Genomic DNA, 21,798 nt, shown 5'->3' on the forward strand with positions numbered 1-21,798 from the left:
TTTAATTTACTGTTCTCTTAACGCAGATTGCTTAGCTCTCAATATTGGATTGAGAATATATTCTAACACTGTGCGTTTTCCCGTAATGACATCAACGGTTGTCATCATCCCTGGAATAATAGGAAGTTCCGTTTTATCTTTCTTTATAATACTAGATGATTCAGTGCGAACTCGTATTATATAAAAGCTATTACCTTTATCATCTTGCGTTGTATCAGCACTAATATGTTCTACTTTACCGTGTAGTCCGCCGTATTTTGCAAAGTCATACGCTGTAACCTTTACGATGGCAGGTAGGCCTGGATGCAAGAATGCAATGTCCTGAGGCTTTATTTTAGCTTCAATCAATAGCTTATCTTGAGTTGGGACTATCTCCATTAACGGCTGACCCGGCGTAATAACGCCACCAAGTGTATTGATATGTATAGTTTTTATTGTACCAACTACAGGAGAGGTCATTAAAGCTTTTTCTACTTTATCTTGAACTCCCACCTGTGCTTCATTCATACGAGAGAGCTCTGCTTGCATTTTGTTTAGTTCTGCACGCGTATCTGTTCGATATTTCAAGGCCGTTTCACGTCGTTGTAAAATCGTTTCACTCAGTGACGATTCCGATTTAGGACGCAGCAGTTGAGCACCTTCTAATTCGCCTAAGATGTCATTTACATTTCTTTCAAGCTTTAGTAATTCAACTTCAGGAATAATGTTCTTTTCAGCAAGAGGGCGAGTTAAGCTTAATTCCTTGTTTGCAAAGTCATAACTTCGTCTTAATGTACCTATCTTTGAGTCTAACTCTTGAATTTCTTGTGTTTTTTGCTCTATTTTACGACCCTGAATAGCGAGCTGATTAATCAAACTATCTATTCGGCCGTTATATTCTTGTTGTTGCCTTGCCACTAATTCAGGCACCTTTTCAGCAAGTTCACTAGTAAAGGTAATGTCTTTTTTAGCTATTTTAATTTGTAGTCGCCAATTTGAATCATCACCGACTAAAATGCTGCTTAGCTCTGCACGCAGTCGGATAATATTCGAACGTAGGCTATCAACTTCTTGTTTTTGCTGATTAACATCAGATTGAAAGCGAGTGTCATCAATATGAGCGAGCGGTTGTCCTTTTAATACGGACATGCCTTCTCGAACATAAAGTTCTTCAAGGATACCGCCATCCAAACTTTGAACAATTTGTGTATTCGATGACGGAATAACCTTGCCTTCACCTGACGTTACTTGTTCTAAAGCAGCAAAATAGGCCCAAATAATGAAGGTTAAGATTAATGCAGCTAATGCCCAAATAGTTAAACGATGTATACTTGGAGCTTGCGTAAGCATAGCTCCATAGACATCATCTGCCATTTCAATATCTTGCTGGGTTATCTTCATTTTTTCTCGCCTCCTAATGTTCCTGCTTTAAGTTTTTCTAAAACAGCATCACGAGGGCCGTCGGCAATGAGTCTATTTCTATCTAAGACGATTATTCTATCGACTAGATTCAATAAGTGCATTTTATGAGTAATCAGTAACACCGTACGATCTTTACCCGTAAGTTTCATCGACCGAATAAACTGATTCTCGGCACGTGCATCTAAACTAGCGGTGGGTTCGTCTAGCAATAAAATAGGCGGATCGTTTAAGATAGCGCGCGCTAGAGAAACACTTTGACGCTGACCACGTGAAAGCGCTTGGCCACCTTCACCAACCTGCATATCTAACCCTTCATTCTCAAGGTCGGTAAATAAGCTAACACCTGATAATTGAACTGCTCGAATTAATTGGTATTCCGTTACCTGTCTTGTTCCAAATAGAATATTATCGCGAATTGTACCATGAAAAAGAGTCACCTCTTGAGGTAAATAGCCAAAATTACGTCTGAGATCACTAGGATGGATTTGTCCATGATTAACACCATCAAATTGCAATGAACCAGTTGTTGGTTGATACAATCCAAGAAGTACCTTGGCTAATGTTGTTTTACCAGAACCATTTCGGCCAATGATTGCGATCTTTTCTCCTGATTCAATTTTTATGGACATTGGATATAGTGCTGGCCTTTCCATCTCTGGATAAGTAAAACCAAACTGTTCGGCATTAATGTGCCCTTTAAGGCGAGCAATACTAACTAGTTGTCCTTTGTTTTCAAATTCTTCTTCGGTTTCCATCAAAGTGTTTATTGCTGCCATTGCCGTGAGGGTGTGATTTGAGCGAGTTAGTAACCCTGCAATCTTTGCCATTGGCGATATCGCACGGCTAGATAACATGACCGACGCGATTATTGCACCCATAGAAATCATGTTCTCTGAAACACGATAAACACCTAACACTATGACGCCAATTACAGCTGTTTGAACAACAAAACTTGCAACGTTGGAAACTGAATTCGAAATATTTTTAGATTTCATATTCCAATTTGAAGTGTGGCCAAGCATCTGCTGCCATGCTTTCTGCACAATGCCTTCGGCTCCATTTGCTTTTATGGATTCAATAGAACTCAGACTTTCAATTAAATGACCGTGGCGCAAACTAGAGAACTTATTACTCTCTTCAATGGCATGACGTAATTTTGGTTGAATTAAAAGTGTATATCCAATAATTAGCACCGTTGCAATAATCGGAAACATTACCAAATCGCCAGCGACTAACCATATAATAAACATAAAGAATAATGCAAAAGGTAAATCGACCATTGCGGTAATGGTTGCAGACGATAAAAAGTCTCGAATTGTATCAAATTCACTGACTTGTTTTGCGGTGCCACCAACACTGGGGCTGCGTTTTTCAAGTGGAATACCAATTACTTTAGAAAATAATTTTGATGACATTGTTATGTCTATTTTCTTACCTGCTACATCAATCAAATAACCCCGTAGTTGTTTTAATAGCAAGTCGAAAATATAAGCTAACCCGGCTCCTAGTGCCAATACCCATAACGATTCAAACGCAAGATTTGGTACGACTTTGTCATATACATTCATGACAAAAAGAGGAGATACAAGGGCAAAAATATTAATTAAAATAGTTGCAATGATTACATCGCGGTAAATACTAGCGGCGCTTTTGATTGAAGCCCATAGCCAGTGTTCTTTATGCTGATAATGATGCACATCTTGAAGTTTATCACCGCGATACTGTTGTTTTATTAAAAACAAATAACCAACATATTGTGTTTTAAGTTCGGCAATCGTTAACTCGTCTTGACCACCAGTTTCAGGCAACGAAATAACTGCTCTATCATTGTCAAAATCAAGTTCCTGAAGTACGCAAGCTTTTTGATCTTTGAGCATTAAAATACAAGGTAAAAGCATACCTGGTATCTCATCTAACCCTTTGCGATTAAGTTTTGCTGTTAATCCAGCGCGAGATGCCGCCTGGGGGAGTAATTCGGGGGATAACACTGCTTCTGTAATTGGGAGGCCAGCGGATAACGCTTCTGCAGAGCAGGGCGTGCCAAAATGCTCAGTTAAAATCACTAAACAATCCAATAAAGGATCGCTATTAACTCGTTGAGACGGTGAAATAGCCCATTGAGCCTGTGCCTTTTCTGGTGACTGCAATATAATTACCTTTTTACATCAATATCGGAAAAGTGCCAATGCAAGTTGCATTGGCACTTTTCACTATTACGTTATTTATTAATAATATAGCACACTTTCTATAAGTCGCTAATATCCTCGTCATCTAATAGTGGCTTGTTAGTTAACGCTGCATCATCACTTACATTACTTGGGCTAAGTAGCGCTTGGTCTCCTAAATTAGTAAATAACGTATTAATTACAGAAGATTGCCCTTGTTCTAATTCATGCGATAAATCTACACCTTCAAGCTTAATTGTTTGACTTATTTCGCCGTCAATATCAACTGAAATTGTGGTGCTATTCTCATCAGATGTAATTGATAGATAATTCTCTAAATCCGACGCATTGTCAAGGGCTAATAAGTCGGATAAATCGAGTTTATCTTCATTTAATACAAAGCCTTCGATAACTTCCGGTTGACCTGTTGCCGATGAAGGCAATGATTGGTTTATCGTCTGCGGTGTATCTAATACATCAATCATTACATCATCACCATTCTCACCAATGAGGAAATCGTTGCTTATTGGAGCTGCCTTTGAAGGTGTAAATTCATCCTGAGATTTTACTTCAGGAAGTGAGCTTTGTGCTGGCGCTGTTGGGTTAATTACTATTTCAGAATCAGAAACGTCTGTAGATTCATTCCCTGCTTTATCAGTCACAACTGCAGTAACAGAATAAGTACCAGTTAACTCAAGGGAGTTATCGTCGGGGATAACTAATGACCATACATTACCATCGATAGTTAAGTTTCCATCACCTACTGTATAAGTACTGCCATCAACGGTTACTCGGAATGAGTATCCTTCGCCCATAGACACGCTTCCTGTAATTGTTGGGTTAACATTTGAAGTCAACAATGATGTGACTGTTGGTACATCTGGCGCAGTCAGGTCAATCGCAATAACATCACTATGAGCAGTTTTTGGATTTCCTGCTTTATCAGTAATCGAAACTGTTGCTGCGACTTCTTGCCCATCGACCACAAAGCCAATTGGAAGTGTTGTTGAATAAGAATCTGTATTAAGCATTTCTTGTGTAACATCAATCTTCTTATCTTCGACTTTCAACCCTTGAATAAAGAATCGGATGTTTAATACATCGCCAACTTGAATTGCTGGGTCAGATAAATCAACTGATACGTCAATAGCTGATGTGCTTTCATCCAAATTAATCAATTGATCATCACCAGCATCCATGTCTACAAGTGGCGCTCCGGCAACAGTATCTATCGTTACCTCTTGCTTATACTCCGTTGTAATGTTTCCTGCTAAATCAATAATTCTGAATTGGAATTCATGAGTACCTTCATCAAGTGGACGGTCTGTCAGATCTAACTCCCAGCCTGCAGCAAGGAACTGACCATTTGAAGTAGACGCCCAAGTTTGAACTTCCTCCCATTTACCATCAATGAGTACTTGTATATACTCTCGTTGGCCAACATTAATTATACTGGCAGTCAAACTACCGGTGAGTACAATCGCAGGATCTCTTGTTATGAAGTCACCGTCAGACTCACCTGAACTATTGCTTAGTTTAACGTCGAAAATCATTGCACCAGTACTAGCGTTTGTCGCAGTAGAATTAGTATCAATATAGATATTTTTACTATATGTTTCAGTAACATTACCAGCAATATCACTAACTCTTAGCGCATAAGTGTGCTGTCTGTCAGCAAGGTTTTGTCGTGTATCTGTATATGTCCAAGTGACTATACCATCTGCGCCTGTTGTAATGTTTGCTGAGTCAATCGTAATCCATTCACCTAGGATTTGAATTTCTAGAAATTCGTCGCTCGCTAATGTTTTTGTTCAGCTGGCCAATAAGAACAATGTCAGAATTTACATTCGTATGGAAGTCGCTATTAGACAATCCTGTATCTTGTTCGTTTCCTGTTATTGGATCAACGCCCAGTGATTTAATCGAAATTTCTGTATCAGTCAATGTTTTATCGACAGTTATAGATTGACTAACTACATCACCGACAATGTGTCCTGCTGCACTAACTATTCTCGCTTGATAATCATATACACCATCATCCAATGGTTTATCTACGCGATAAAACCAATTATAGACTGTAGGAATACCTGGACTTATAGTAGATTGTATCGTTAGATCAACCCACTCAGTTCCCACAAGAATTTGAACTTTTTCATCATCTTGCAATTTTGTACTGACTTCCCCTTTTATTAAGTATTGAGCATAGTTGGTTCTGTAGTCGCTATCACTGACACCCGTATCTGCCAAGACGTTAGTGAAGCTAACCTGTGCACCACTATTATGAGTGTTATTTTGGTCGACAATTACAACTTGTCGAGATGTTGAACTCGAAAGTCCTAGATCGTCAATAACTTGTGCTCGATACTCGTATTCCCCATCTGGCAATGAGCGGTTATCTACATAGCTCCAGGTAAACATATCTGTACCATTAATAGAGACTAAAGAGGAAGACTCAATTGTAATCCATTCATTATTTACAAAAATTTGTAAAGTCTCGTCCTCTAATAACGCTTTGCTAATTGTACCTGAGATAGTTAATTGATTATCTGTTGTAATAAAATCATCGTCAAATAAGCCATCATCTTCCGTTATTTCTGTTATTTTGGCTACAGCTTCTGGAGGCCTAGTATGAATGATGCTCTCATCTTGGACTGAATCGTGTATTAATCCATCAGCATCCCTCGTTTTCATAAAGGCAATTAGTTGGGTTGCATCATTGAAACCAACATCTTCTCCATCAAATGTTATGGCTCCAAGATTATCGACATCGACAAAAAACATACCGTCATCTGTTACAGTGATATTGTCTTTAGAGATAGTATGAACAATTGATCTTCCACCTACAGTCCCTACTAGCACAATATCTTCAGGCGTATGTCCGTCCGCTAGTTGCCCACCGATATAGATCTTATGTGAAAGATCAGTACTTTTAAGGATTCCATCGCCATCACGAATGACAATTCGTGTATCTCTTAAGTCATTCACGTCAACCGTATTGTCTACAAAAGCAACTTTCTCTATATCGATTAATGTGATTACTTTGTTCGTACCTTTCCGATAAGTAAGGGTTACGTTTCCATCGTCATCTAGCCCTGCAATAAAGTCTGTGTCGTATGCATCAAGTACTAGCGTATCAGTACCATCTCCTCCGTCGACTTTCAGGCTATTTGGATTATCAACAGATACGACAATTCTGTCATCACTTAAACCAGTAAATATAAACTCTTGCTCAACGGCATTGTCATTAGTTATTTGTGCTGTTGTCTCTTCTGAATTTGATTTTAGGTAACTAATCTCATCAGTTGTATTGATAACTGATGAAGAATCTAATGCGCCTTCAAAAAGCTGTGCTTTAATCGTGTGTACGGCGTTGGCTGTAACAGAGGAATTAACTTCTACCTCCCAAGTTCCATCCGTTTTTACAAAACCACTTCCGATTACTAAGTCACTTTGGTCGAGTAGTTCAACCAACTGTCCAACCGTTCCGCCAATACCTCGGATTGCAGTACTACTAAAATCATTACTCTCTGATAAATCGATTGCGTCCAATATCTCAAACTGTTGATCGATTACACGAGTTGTTGCTGTGCCATTAGTCGGTGAAATAATCGGTGCGCTTTCAAAGCCACCAAAGTTCCAGTTAGGATTTTGACTTGGGATATTATTCAATATTTCTTTAATAGAGACTGTTATATTTTCTGTCTCTTCCTTGAGTGAATCCGCAATAGAGGTAACAGAATGCGTGATTTCTGATTGTCCTACATTGATAAATAGTCTTATTTCTTCTGTTACATTTTGACCAGAAATTGTGTCTACTCCACTTACTTCAACGATGATTGCGACTGCAACCTCTCCAAAAATGTGTACCAAATTAGGAGCGAAAAGTTCGCTAGGTTCATCAGAAATTTTAAAGGTAAAGACTGCTTCTTCACCTTCTCTCACTTCATCAGGGCCTTCGACTGATATTTTTGGAATATCTTTTTCATCAACTGGTGCAGGATCTGGAGTTATATTGATCGTGGCTTGATCTTGGTTTCTGTCGATAACTGGCAATGTAGCGAAGCCAGCAGTTCCTGTCGCGTTGTTTGTATCCACCACATTCTTCAAGGTGACAGTTAATGTCTCATTTTCCTCAAGTGCTGCATCATCAATTGTTTGTAAGTTAAATTTGACACTAGTTTGACCTGCTCCGATTTCTACAGATGTTCTACCAGTAAAATCGTCTCCATCATCTGCTGTTCCCGAATATTCAAGGAACACTGTTACCGATTCACCAGCAGGGACTTCTTTACTTAATGTAATGGTGTACTCACCAGTAGCTTGACCCTCTACAACATCAACACCTGGACCTTCTAATATTATTGTGTGAGCTTTAGTGTCGATCGTAAATTCAGTATCAATACTTTTACTGCTTGTTTGACCTGCAGTGTCAATTATTTGGGCTGCAATACTGTAGTCACCATCTTCTGGTGCATCTACTTCAATAGTGAATGGTTGTCCTAAGTCAGTTCCCAGTGGAATTGTTGTATCAATGAACCCCTGAGGATCTATTTCCGTTGAAACAAATAGTCTAATTGTATCGCCGACTTCTGTTCCATCTGGCAGTGATACGCTCACAGTAATGACTTTTTCACCACCAGTATTCTGGATCTCTTCAGCATCAATAATGGTATCGCCGCTAGCTGCGTCAACCCCTTTAATTGAAATTGCTGGTGGAACATCTATTGCGGTGTCTAACGTGAAATTTTCAGTTCCAGCTAATGATGTATTACCTGCTTCGTCAGTAATGGTGGCGCTAACGGCGTAGTCGCCATCGTTAAAGGCGCCATCCACGCTGATGTCGCTGACTGGGATAGTCACGGTAATAGGCGAGGTGCCATCCCACGTGGCATTAATGACTTGCTCGACAGTCACAACAGCGCCGCCAGGTTGTGTCACGGTCAGTGTAATAGTGTCGCCAGGCAGTGAGTCAGTTGGTGGAGTGACTAATACCTCAACCCCATCGTTAGCTTCCTCAAGGGTCACATTGTCAATGGCTTCAGCAATAGTAACGCCAGGCGCTGCATCGCTACCGCCTTCACCGGTACCTGTCCCTGGTGGTTGTGTATCAACGGTAAAGTCGATAGGCGTACTGGTGCTATCGGAGCCATCTTTGGTGATGGTTGCTGTTACGGTGATTTTATCGCCGTGGTTAAGGCTAGTGATAAGTTGGTCAATGGTGTCACCGGCTACCCATGTTGATGGGATAGTGACAGGCACGACAACAGTTGGGCCGGTTGCAGGGGTTAGCGTGACGTTAATAACGCCATTTGGCTGTGCATCTGCCGGCGGGGTGATGGTGAGTGTTAAGCCGTCAAGCTCTGTTTTGTTAATCAGGCCATCATCTGCTGCAGGCAGGCTAATGATAGGAGGCGTGACAGCGCCGCTGCCGCCATCTGTGTCGGTGGCTAGTGTAATGCCTGTATTATCACTTGGCGCACTTTCGTTACCTTGTTGGTCGGTGACGGTTGCGCTTACGGTGTAATCACCATCAACGAACTTACCGCCGTCACTGATAGCGCTCACAGGAATCGTCACTGCAACCACGCCGCCTTGTGCCCAAGGGGCTTCAATGGTGTGCTCAACAAGTACATCGTTGCCATCAGCATCGGTTAGGGTCAAGGTGATAGTATCACCCAGCTCAGAGCCGATTGGCGGGGTGACATTCACAAGAATACCATCGCTGGCTTCAGCGGCGTCGATGTTACCGCCGTCAACTTGCTCAGGGACAGCGATAAGCACGGCATCGTCTGCACCGCCACCGCCTGTGCCTTGACCAGGTGCTGTTCTATCTAATGTAAATTCAGCGGTGTCACTTGGCTTACTTTCTTGCGGACCACGTGTTACCACGGCGCTAATGTCGTATTGACCATCCGTAATGTTAACGCCGGTTAACTGAGTCACTGTCACGAGTGCGCTGTTATCGGTAATATTTTGTGCCGTTACCGTGTGCGTTACCGTGTGCTCATCGTCACTTGAATCTGTCACGGTGAGCGTGATGATGTCGCCGACCTGACTGTCAGATGGCAGACCAATGGCGATAGCGACGCCGGATGCGTCAGTGAACTCTTGGCTGTTAACACCATTGTCACCATCAACAACGTCAAGCGTTGGTGGTGATGGTTGTTTCTCTTCGCCAGGAATCGTTGTGTCTAACTTGAAGTCAATGTTGTTACTGACAGCACCCGCGTTACCATTACTACTAACAACACTTGCGTTAGCGGTGTAATTGCCGTTTTCAAGGCCGGTCACAGGGACGGTAATCGCCACTGATTCATTTACAGCGACATCACTTGTTAATACGTGCTCGTAGGTGGTAATGGTATGACCATTACTATCGAGTAGGGTAATAACAATGCTATCGCCCTGTAGGGCGCCTGCAGTGAGTTTAACGCTTGCTTGCAGGCCGTCAGAAGCTTCTTGGGCATCAACGAGATTATCTTGCGCTTCTTCAATCGTGAGCTCTGGTACGTGCTGTATTGACGTATCAAGCGTAAAGGTCGCTGTCTCTGGTAATGATGTATTACCTGCTTCGTCAGTAATGGTGGCGCTAACGGCGTAGTCGCCATCGTTAAAGGTGCCATCCACGCTGATGTCGCTGACTGGGATAGTCACGGTAATAGGCGAGGTGCCATCCCACGTGGTATTAATGACTTGCTCGACAGTCACAACAGCGCCGCCAGGTTGTGTCACGGTCAGTGTAATAGTGTCGCCAGGCAGTGAGTCAGTTGGTGGAGTGACTAATACCTCAACCCCATCGTTAGCTTCCTCAAGGGTCACATTGTCAATGGCTTCAGCAATAGTAACGCCAGGCGCTGCATCGCTACCGCCTTCACCGGTACCTGTCCCTGGTGGTTGTGTATCAACGGTAAAGTCGATAGGCGTACTGGTGCTATCGACGTCATCTTTGGTGATGGTTGCTGTTACGGTGATTTTATCGCCGTGGTTAAGGCTAGTGATAAGTTGGTCAATGGTGTCACCGGCTACCCATGTTGATGGGATAGTGACAGGCACGACAACAGTTGGGCCGGTTGCAGGGGTTAGCGTGACGTTAATAACGCCATTTGGCTGTGCATCTGCCGGCGGGGTGATGGTGAGTGTTAAGCCGTCAAGCTCTGTTTTGTTAATCAGGCCATCATCTGCTGCAGGCAGGCTAATGATAGGAGGCGTGACAGCGCCGCTGCCGCCATCTGTGTCGGTGGCTAGTGTAATGCCTGTATTATCACTTGGCGCACTTTCGTTACCTTGTTGGTCGGTGACGGTTGCGCTTACGGTGTAATCACCATCAACGAACTTACCGCCGTCACTGATAGCGCTCACAGGAATCGTCACTGCAACCACGCCGCCTTGTGCCCAAGGGGCTTCAATGGTGTGCTCAACAAGTACATCGTTGCCATCAGCATCGGTTAGGGTCAAGGTGATAGTATCACCCAGCTCAGAGCCGATTGGCGGGGTGACATTCACAAGAATACCATCGCTGGCTTCAGCGGCGTCGATGTTACCGCCGTCAACTTGCTCAGGGACAGCGATAAGCACGGCATCGTCTGCACCGCCACCGCCTGTGCCTTGACCAGGTGCTGTTCTATCTAATGTAAATTCAGCGGTGTCACTTGGCTTACTTTCTTGCGGACCACGTGTTACCACGGCGCTAATGTCGTATTGACCATCCGTAATGTTAACGCCGGTTAACTGAGTCACTGTCACGAGTGCGCTGTTATCGGTAATATTTTGTGCCGTTACCGTGTGCGTTACCGTGTGCTCATCGTCACTTGAATCTGTCACGGTGAGCGTGATGATGTCGCCGACCTGACTGTCAGATGGCAGACCAATGGCGATAGCGACGCCGGATGCGTCAGTGAACTCTTGGCTGTTAACACCATTGTCACCATCAACAACGTCAAGCGTTGGTGGTGATGGTTGTTTCTCTTCGCCAGGAATCGTTGTGTCTAACTTGAAGTCAATGTCGTTACTGACAGCGCCCGCGTTACCATTACTACTAACAACACTTGCGTTAGCGGTGTAATTGCCGTTTTCAAGGCCGGTCACAGGGACGGTAATCGCCACTGATTCATTTACAGCGACATCACTTGTTAATACGTGCTCGTAGGTGGTAATGGTATGACCATTACTATCGAGTAGGGTAATAACAATGCTATCGCCCTGTAGGGCGCCTGCAGTGAGTTTAACGCTTGCTTGCAGGCCGTCAGAAGCTTCTTGGGCATCAACGAGATTATCTTGCGCTTCTTCAATCGTGAGCTCTGGTACGTGCTGTATTGACGTATCAAGCGTAAAGGTCGCTGTCTCTGGTAATGATGTATTACCTGCTTCGTCAGTAATGGTGGCGCTAACGGCGTAGTCGCCATCGTTAAAGGTGCCATCCACGCTGATGTCGCTAACTGGGATAGTCACGGTAATAGGCGAGGTGCCATCCCACGTGGTATTAATGACTTGCTCGACAGTCACAACAGCGCCGCCAGGTTGTGTCACGGTCAGTGTAATAGTGTCGCCAGGCAGTGAGTCAGTTGGTGGAGTGACTAATACCTCAACCCCATCGTTAGCTTCCTCAAGGGTCACATTGTCAATGGCTTCAGCAATAGTAACGCCAGGCGCTGCATCGCTACCGCCTTCACCGGTACCTGTCCCTGGTGGTTGTGTATCAACGGTAAAGTCGATAGGCGTACTGGTGCTATCGGAGCCATCTTTGGTGATGGTTGCTGTTACGGTGATTTTATCGCCGTGGTTAAGGCTAGTGATAAGTTGGTCAATGGTGTCACCGGCTACCCATGTTGATGGGATAGTGACAGGCACGACAACAGTTGGGCCGGTTGCAGGGGTTAGCGTGACGTTAATAACGCCATTTGGCTGTGCATCTGCCGGCGGGGTGATGGTGAGTGTTAAGCCGTCAAGCTCTGTTTTGTTAATCAGGCCATCATCTGCTGCAGGCAGGCTAATGATAGGAGGCGTGACAGCGCCGCTGCCGCCATCTGTGTCGGTGGCTAGTGTAATGCCTGTATTATCACTTGGCGCACTTTCGTTACCTTGTTGGTCGGTGACGGTTGCGCTTACGGTGTAATCACCATCAACGAACTTACCGCCGTCACTGATAGCGCTCACAGGAATCGTCACTGCAACCACGCCGCCTTGTGCCCAAGGGGCTTCAATGGTGTGCTCAACAAGTACATCGTTGCCATCAGCATCGGTTAGGGTCAAGGTGATAGTATCACCCAGCTCAGAGCCGATTGGCGGGGTGACATTCACAAGAATACCATCGCTGGCTTCAGCGGCGTCGATGTTACCGCCGTCAACTTGCTCAGGGACAGCGATAAGCACGGCATCGTCTGCACCGCCACCGCCTGTGCCTTGACCAGGTGCTGTTCTATCTAATGTAAATTCAGCGGTGTCACTTGGCTTACTTTCTTGCGGACCACGTGTTACCACGGCGCTAATGTCGTATTGACCATCCGTAATGTTAACGCCGGTTAACTGAGTCACTGTCACGAGTGCGCTGTTATCGGTAATATTTTGTGCCGTTACCGTGTGCGTTACCGTGTGCTCATCGTCACTTGAATCTGTCACGGTGAGCGTGATGATGTCGCCGACCTGACTGTCAGATGGCAGACCAATGGCGATAGCGACGCCGGATGCGTCAGTGAACTCTTGGCTGTTAACACCATTGTCACCATCAACAACGTCAAGCGTTGGTGGTGATGGTTGTTTCTCTTCGCCAGGAATCGTTGTGTCTAACTTGAAGTCAATGTCGTTACTGACAGCACCCGCGTTACCATTACTACTAACAACACTTGCGTTAGCGGTGTAATTGCCGTTTTCAAGGCCGGTCACAGGGACGGTAATCGCCACTGATTCATTTACAGCGACATCACTTGTTAATACGTGCTCGTAGGTGGTAATGGTATGACCATTACTATCGAGTAGGGTAATAACAATGCTATCGCCCTGTAGGGCGCCTGCAGTGAGTTTAACGCTTGCTTGCAGGCCGTCAGAAGCTTCTTGGGCATCAACGAGATTATCTTGCGCTTCTTCAATCGTGAGCTCTGGTACGTGCTGTATTGACGTATCAAGCGTAAAGGTCGCTGTCTCTGGTAATGATGTATTACCTGCTTCGTCAGTAATGGTGGCGCTAACGGCGTAGTCGCCATCGTTAAAGGTGCCATCCACGCTGATGTCGCTGACTGGGATAGTCACGGTAATAGGCGAGGTGCCATCCCACGTGGTATTAATGACTTGCTCGACAGTCACAACAGCGCCGCCAGGTTGTGTCACGGTCAGTGTAATAGTGTCGCCAGGCAGTGAGTCAGTTGGTGGAGTGACTAATACCTCAACCCCATCGTTAGCTTCCTCAAGGGTCACATTGTCAATGGCTTCAGCAATAGTAACGCCAGGCGCTGCATCGCTACCGCCTTCACCGGTACCTGTCCCTGGTGGTTGTGTATCAACGGTAAAGTCGATAGGCGTACTGGTGCTATCAACGTCATCTTTGGTGATGGTTGCTGTTACGGTGATTTTATCGCCGTGGTTAAGGCTAGTGATAAGTTGGTCAATGGTGTCACCGGCTACCCATGTTGATGGGATAGTGACAGGCACGACAACAGTTGGGCCGGTTGCAGGGGTTAGCGTGACGTTAATAACGCCATTTGGCTGTGCATCTGCCGGCGGGGTGATGGTGAGTGTTAAGCCGTCAAGCTCTGTTTTGTTAATCAGGCCATCATCTGCTGCAGGCAGGCTAATGATAGGAGGCGTGACAGCGCCGCTGCCGCCATCTGTGTCGGTGGCTAGTGTAATGCCTGTATTATCACTTGGCGCACTTTCGTTACCTTGTTGGTCGGTGACGGTTGCGCTTACGGTGTAATCACCATCAACGAACTTACCGCCGTCACTGATAGCGCTCACAGGAATCGTCACTGCAACCACGCCGCCTTGTGCCCAAGGGGCTTCAATGGTGTGCTCAACAAGTACATCGTTGCCATCAGCATCGGTTAGGGTCAAGGTGATAGTATCACCCAGCTCAGAGCCGATTGGCGGGGTGACATTCACAAGAATACCATCGCTGGCTTCAGCGGCGTCGATGTTACCGCCGTCAACTTGCTCAGGGACAGCGATAAGCACGGCATCGTCTGCACCGCCACCGCCTGTGCCTTGACCAGGTGCTGTTCTATCTAATGTAAATTCAGCGGTGTCACTTGGCTTACTTTCTTGCGGACCACGTGTTACCACGGCGCTAATGTCGTATTGACCATCCGTAATGTTAACGCCGGTTAACTGAGTCACTGTCACGAGTGCGCTGTTATCGGTAATATTTTGTGCCGTTACCGTGTGCGTTACCGTGTGCTCATCGTCACTTGAATCTGTCACGGTGAGCGTGATGATGTCGCCGACCTGACTGTCAGATGGCAGACCAATGGCGATAGCGACGCCGGATGCGTCAGTGAACTCTTGGCTGTTAACACCATTGTCACCATCAACAACGTCAAGCGTTGGTGGTGATGGTTGTTTCTCTTCGCCAGGAATCGTTGTGTCTAACTTGAAGTCAATGTCGTTACTGACAGCGCCCGCGTTACCATTACTACTAACAACACTTGCGTTAGCGGTGTAATTGCCGTTTTCAAGGCCGGTCACAGGGACGGTAATCGCCACTGATTCATTTACAGCGACATCACTTGTTAATACGTGCTCGTAGGTGGTAATGGTATGACCATTACTATCGAGTAGGGTAATAACAATGCTATCGCCCTGTAGGGCGCCTGCAGTGAGTTTAACGCTTGCTTGCAGGCCGTCAGAAGCTTCTTGGGCATCAACGAGATTATCTTGCGCTTCTTCAATCGTGAGCTCTGGTACGTGCTGTATTGACGTATCAAGCGTAAAGGTCGCTGTCTCTGGTAATGATGTATTACCTGCTTCGTCAGTAATGGTGGCGCTAACGGCGTAGTCGCCATCGTTAAAGGTGCCATCCACGCTGATGTCGCTAACTGGGATAGTCACGGTAATAGGCGAGGTGCCATCCCACGTGGTATTAATGACTTGCTCGACAGTCACAACAGCGCCGCCAGGTTGTGTCACGGTCAGTGTAATAGTGTCGCCAGGCAGTGAGTCAGTTGGTGGAGTGACTAATACCTCAACCCCATCGTTAGCTTCCTCAAGGGTCACATTGTCAATGGCTTCAGCAATAGTAACGCCAGGCGCTGCATCGCTACCGCCTTCACCGGTACCTGTCCCTGGTGGTTGTGTATCAACGGTAAAGTCGATAGGCGTACTGGTGCTATCGACGTCATCTTTGGTGATGGTTGCTGTTACGGTGATTTTATCGCCGTGGTTAAGGCTAGTGATAAGTTGGTCAATGGTGTCACCGGCTACCCATGTTGATGGGATAGTGACAGGCACGACAACAGTTGGGCCGGTTGCAGGGGTTAGCGTGACGTTAATAACGCCATTTGGCTGTGCATCTGCCGGCGGGGTGATGGTGAGTGTTAAGCCGTCAAGCTCTGTTTTGTTAATCAGGCCATCATCTGCTGCAGGCAGGCTAATGATAGGAGGCGTGACAGCGCCGCTGCCGCCATCTGTGTCGGTGGCTAGTGTAATGCCTGTATTATCACTTGGCGCACTTTCGTTACCTTGTTGGTCGGTGACGGTTGCGCTTACGGTGTAATCACCATCAACGAACTTACCGCCGTCACTGATAGCGCTCACAGGAATCGTCACTGCAACCACGCCGCCTTGTGCCCAAGGGGCTTCAATGGTGTGCTCAACAAGTACATCGTTGCCATCAGCATCGGTTAGGGTCAAGGTGATAGTATCACCCAGCTCAGAGCCGATTGGCGGGGTGACATTCACAAGAATACCATCGCTGGCTTCAGCGGCGTCGATGTTACCGCCGTCAACTTGCTCAGGGACAGCGATAAGCACGGCATCGTCTGCACCGCCACCGCCTGTGCCTTGACCAGGTGCTGTTCTATCTAATGTAAATTCAGCGGTGTCACTTGGCTTACTTTCTTGCGGACCACGTGTTACCACGGCGCTAATGTCGTATTGACCATCCGTAATGTTAACGCCGGTTAACTGAGTCACTGTCACGAGTGCGCTGTTATCGGTAATATTTTGTGCCGTTACCGTGTGCGTTACCGTGTGCTCATCGTCACTTGAATCTGTCACGGTGAGCGTGATGATGTCGCCGACCTGACTGTCAGATGGCAGACCAATGGCGATAGCGACGCCGGATGCGTCAGTGAACTCTTGGCTGTTAACACCATTGTCACCATCAACAACGTCAAGCGTTGGTGGTGATGGTTGTTTCTCTTCGCCAGGGACTGTGGTGTTCAGTTCTATATTTACTGGACTACTTGGCTCTGATGTATTTCCAGATGGATCGGTGATTGAAACAATAACTTTGTATTCGCCATCGCCAGGCAAAACAGTCGTAGGAATCACATAGGGAATTTCATCTGGTTTTACCCAATTTTCGGGAATGATGTAGTCCACCGTTATCTGAGGTTCTATCCCTTCACCTGTAATGGTTACTGTTACGCTATCTCCTGGCAAGGTACCCGCCGGTGGTGTGACTATGATATCTATGCCATCAATGGATTCTTCTTTATTTATCGTGCCTTCACTTTCTGGAATTTCTAACTTAGGTTTTAAACCGTTCCCTGGTGGTGTAGTGTCGACTGTTATGAGGCTTGTAGTACTGCTTTCGCTTATATTACCGGCAAGATCAGAGACACTTGATGTAATATTATACTCGCCATCTACGGGATAAAACGAATTAGGGATGGTGAAGTCAACGTTATCAGTAGGAACCCAATTTAGTGGAATGATAAACGCGTATGTATCTTCACCTATTGATTCGTTTTGAATAAGAACATTTATTGTATCGCCTGGTAGTGTGCCAATTGGTACTTTTACAGAAATTTGAACGCCATTCAACATTTCTTGAGCATTTACGCCATCTACCGCTTCGGCGATTTCATGTTGAGGTGATGTGTTATCAGTATTTTCCCCTGGCGCAATAGTATCTACATTGAGATTAACTTTTTCTGATTCGTTACTAGGATTACCAGCAGGGTCTTTGACGTGAACAGATACAGTATAAGTTTGCTCGCTTGTAAAATAGCTCTGAGGGATTTCAATCGGAAAAGGACGGATCAATTCATCGTTATTGAAGTGTTCTGCTGTGACAGGAATTTCAATGGCTCTTACTGAACCATCTGCCGCGCTGATTGTGAATACAATTGTATCGCCAATTGATGTGCCGTCAGGAAGTGTTAATTCAGTTTGAATATCGTCACTTAATTCTTGTTTATTGATTCCATTTTCTGACTCAGCTGCAACCAATATAGGTCGTGATATTTCTTCGCCTTCACCTGGTGCTGTACTGTCAACATTCAAGGCAATGTTGTCGCTGGCTAGACTTGGATTACCAGATGCATCGCGAACTATGGTGTTGATTGAATATAAACCATCAGGAGTCAGGATTTCTTTATTCACATTAACGGTGATTGTTTGTGGGTCTTCCCAATCAACTGGAATCTGATTAACAACTGAGATAATTAATACATTGTTGCTGTCATATACGTTTACTTCAATGAGATCGCCGGGAATGCTGCCTGATGGTGGTTGCACCACAACTTGCAACCCGTCAGTCAACATCGACTCATTGACAAATGGCCCAGTGACTTCAGGAGTCGAAATGATTGGTTTTGTGACTGGACCTTCTGAACCTGGTGCCGTTGTATCAATAAATATTGATTCTTTTTCACTCAGTTCGCCTTGTTCTGATTGGCCTATTTTAGAAACGGAAGCTGTTACTTCATATGAGCCATCTTCAGGTACTTTATCTGTCGGGAATGTAACATTTAGTCTTTCTTGAGGCGTCCAACCATCTGGAACCGTAAATAAGTGATTGGTTTCAACACTGCCATCAAGTGAGGTAATGGAAACTGAGATCGAGTCTCCCTGTTCTGTACCGGTCGGCAACTTGATCTGAATCTGAATGCCATCTTCGACTTCAGCTGCATTTATGCCATTTTCCGCCTCTTTTACATATACCGTAGGTTTTGTACTTGCTGTATCTAATTGGATAGTGACTGATGGACTATCGCTACTGGTATTACCTACTTTATCCGTTACATTTGCACTAATATCATGTTGACCATCAGCTGGTAATTCTTCAGGCGGAATCGTCACTGAAATAGGGTCGCTTCCATTCCAATCATCAGGAATAACGTATGATGTAACTACTGGCGTACTGCCGATACTAGATGTCAACGTCACAGTAATTGTATCACTACCGAGCGTACCTGAAGGAGGGTATATTAATACTTGAATGCCATCTTTGGATTCTTCTGCATCAATACCGTCGGTAGCTTCAGCTATTTCAATGATAGGTGTTGGGTTCTCACCAACGTCACCTGGTGCCAAGGTATCAATGGTGATATTTTGGCTTTCACTAACTTCTCCAACCTGTTGTAGATTTTCATCAACTACAATTGTTGTTACCGTATAGGTGCCATCAGTGGGTGCGTCATCTGAATCAATGGTGTAATTTATTGGACCAAATCCATTCCATGAAGACGGAACCGGAATATCAATAATGATTGGTGTATCCGATCCTTCTGCATGCATTGAAACTTTAATTGTATCACCGACTTTTGTACCTTCAGGCGGTATTATGATGACTTCAATGCCATCGATAGCTTCTTCTTTGTTTATTCCGCCCTCTGCTTCTGGAATAGATACAACCGGCTTGTTTGTCGAAATATTTAATTCGATATCTTGTGTAATACTCGGCTGACTGATATTTCCTACTTGATCTTTTACGGTTGCTGTAATTGAGTAAGTACCGTCACTATTGAAAAGCTCTGGAGGAACAGTCAGTGGGAGTAATTCAGTAGGTTGCCATGAACTAGGAACTTCAATTTCGAATGAAACTGGCGTGCCATTCGAATTTGAAATAGTTATGACCACTGTGTCACCTGGTACAACATCAGATGGCAAGGTAGCGTTTATTTGAATTCCGTCGATAAATTCATCAATGTTTATGCCGTCAACTGCTTCTGGAATATCAATTATCGGGACCGACGGACTGCCTGAAGTACCTGGAACACTAGTATCAATAGTCACCGATTGGGGAATACTTGGCTCACCTAGCTGACCCAAAAAAGGCAGAGAGGCTGCAACTGTAACATTATAAGTTCCATCATTTGGAATGTCAGCTGAAGCAATTATTAATTCTACCTGATCAACTCCATTCCAGTCATTTGGAATAAATGATTGGAATGTTTGAGGTGCTTCTACACCATTATCAAAGGTGGTCGCAAGTATTGAACCTGGCGTAGCCGAATTAGGTGGGTTTACAAATATTTGAATTCCGTCTGCAGCTTCTACAGCGTTAATTCCATTGTCTGCTTCTGGAATAAATACGGTTGGTTGTGATGAATCCGTATTAATATTGATTGAGAATTCTTCACTACTTCCGCTAGCGTTGTTGCTTCCATCTTTGATGACGGCGGTTACTTTATGAGTTCCGTTGTCAGGTAGTTTACTGGTTGGAATTGTTACAATTATAGGAGATATACCATCCCAATTCGCTGGAATTACAAGAATCTCTAAGATAGTTGAATCATCGATATCTGATTTTACAGTGACTTCAATTCGGTCACCTGGCACACTGTCAGAAGTTGGAGTAACTTCAATTTGGATGCCGTCTTTTGCATCTTCTGCTGAAATTCCGTCTAACGCCTCGGGAATATTAATAACCGGTACTGTTTGTGGGTCAGTAGCACTCGGTGGTACGGTATCTACATTTTGAGAAAAAGTTTGTGGCGTCGATATATTGCTAAATTGGTCTGATATTGTGACAGAACCTTGCAATACTTGCCCATGAATAATTAATTCATCAGGAACACTAAATGTAGCTTGAGGAGGAGCTGTATCAAGCATTTCTTGCGTTATAACAATGCTCTGCACCGTAAGATTTGGGCTCGTACCATAAGAGATTGAAATAGTGTCGCCAACCACAACATCTGTGGGATCTATGTCTACAACAATATTGATACCTTGCTCTTTTTCAGCCGCATTAATCACGTTGTCATCGCCAGCACTAATAGAAAATTGTGGAGAGTTTGGCGCGGTTGCATCATAGGTAAAGCTTGAGTTAGATTCGATGGTTTGTGAATTGGTATCTGTGACAGTAACGGCAACGTTTAGTGCGCCTTCAGCGAGTGAACTGATTTCCACATTGTTAATTAGGTATGAACCATCTTCGGCGACGGGGACATTATTAATTATTACAGTCGTGCCATTCGCATCAGTAATTGTAAGGGTTACAACAGCATTTTGACCTGCATTATTAATTTGGCCACTAATTGAGACTAATCTGCCTTGATGGTTAATTGATGAAGAAAGTGATAATTCGAGTTCTGGAATAAACGGTTCTATATCTGTAGACTGAATTATTGGCGTTAAGACGCTGTTAGCTGTCGGGGAATTTAGACCTTGGGCTGAAAAGTCTGACCCAATAATTTGGGTTGAAAAGTCTGACCCAATAATAACTTCATTGCTATCCCGTTCGACGGTTACAAAAGAAATTCCACCTTGACTAGTATTGCCACCAGAGGCTGTGGATGGGAGATCTAGGTCGTTATCTCCTGATGCGATAGCATCTTGAATAGCGGTAATCTCATCCTGAATTGAAACGCTTTCTTCTGCAAGTGCAAGCGTTTCTTCGTCAATTTCATCTGGTAACTTTTCAACAACAGATGGTGAGGTTTTGTCATAAGTGAGAATTGAACCATCAGCATATTGAACGGTGAAACTAGCATCGCTCTCAAAAAGTAATGTATCAGTAGCGAGAAGCTTAGTACCAATTTCTACAGCGAAGAGTTGGTTATCAGCAGAAATATTAACAACACCAGATAGCGCAATTACTTCAGCATTGTTGTCTAAGTTCAATGAGTACATATTCAAATCCTTTGTGATGATTGGCCCTTAACAAGTGTTTCAATCCCCTTCAATGGGAACCTTACGCTTGCCGAAAAAACAAAAATAATTACTATCTAGTATAGGACGTTTAATTAATAGCTTACAAGGAGTTTAAGGAGGGTAAATCAGTGAGATCTAATACTTTAGGGTTGTTTTGGCGCAGGTTTTTTCTATCGATTTTTATGAAAAGTGTAATATAGCT

4 protein-coding genes are annotated in these 21,798 nt (G+C 44.5%); all 4 read right to left on the minus strand.

Translation table 11 applies throughout. From position 1 onward, the window contains the following. Nucleotides 1-6: 6 nt before the first annotated feature. The 4 genes from ACMAZF_RS03890 to ACMAZF_RS03905 all read right to left on the minus strand — a co-directional run bounded on the left by ACMAZF_RS03890 (nucleotide 7) and on the right by ACMAZF_RS03905 (nucleotide 21,575). Nucleotides 7-1,380 (minus strand): HlyD family type I secretion periplasmic adaptor subunit, encoded by a 1,374-nt coding sequence (locus ACMAZF_RS03890; RefSeq protein WP_435276166.1) that lies wholly within the window; start codon nucleotides 1,378-1,380, stop codon nucleotides 7-9. Further along, the gene (locus tag ACMAZF_RS03895) at nucleotides 1,377-3,548 is read right to left on the minus strand and encodes a type I secretion system permease/ATPase (RefSeq protein ID WP_435276167.1); all 2,172 of its coding nucleotides are present in this window, start codon (nucleotides 3,546-3,548) and stop codon (nucleotides 1,377-1,379) included. The genes ACMAZF_RS03890 and ACMAZF_RS03895 overlap by 4 nt, the downstream gene beginning before the upstream one ends. A 98-nt stretch (nucleotides 3,549-3,646) precedes the next feature. After that, nucleotides 3,647-5,119 (minus strand): Ig-like domain-containing protein, encoded by a 1,473-nt coding sequence (locus tag ACMAZF_RS03900; protein WP_435276168.1) that lies wholly within the window; start codon nucleotides 5,117-5,119, stop codon nucleotides 3,647-3,649. A gap of 208 nt (nucleotides 5,120-5,327) precedes the next feature. Beyond that, nucleotides 5,328-21,575, minus strand: a complete 16,248-nt coding sequence (locus ACMAZF_RS03905) for an Ig-like domain repeat protein (protein ID WP_435276169.1) — start codon at nucleotides 21,573-21,575, stop codon at nucleotides 5,328-5,330. Nucleotides 21,576-21,798: the final 223 nt, after the last annotated feature.

The organism is Psychrobium sp. nBUS_13 (assembly GCF_051201665.1).
Classification (GTDB): domain Bacteria; phylum Pseudomonadota; class Gammaproteobacteria; order Enterobacterales; family Psychrobiaceae; genus Psychrobium.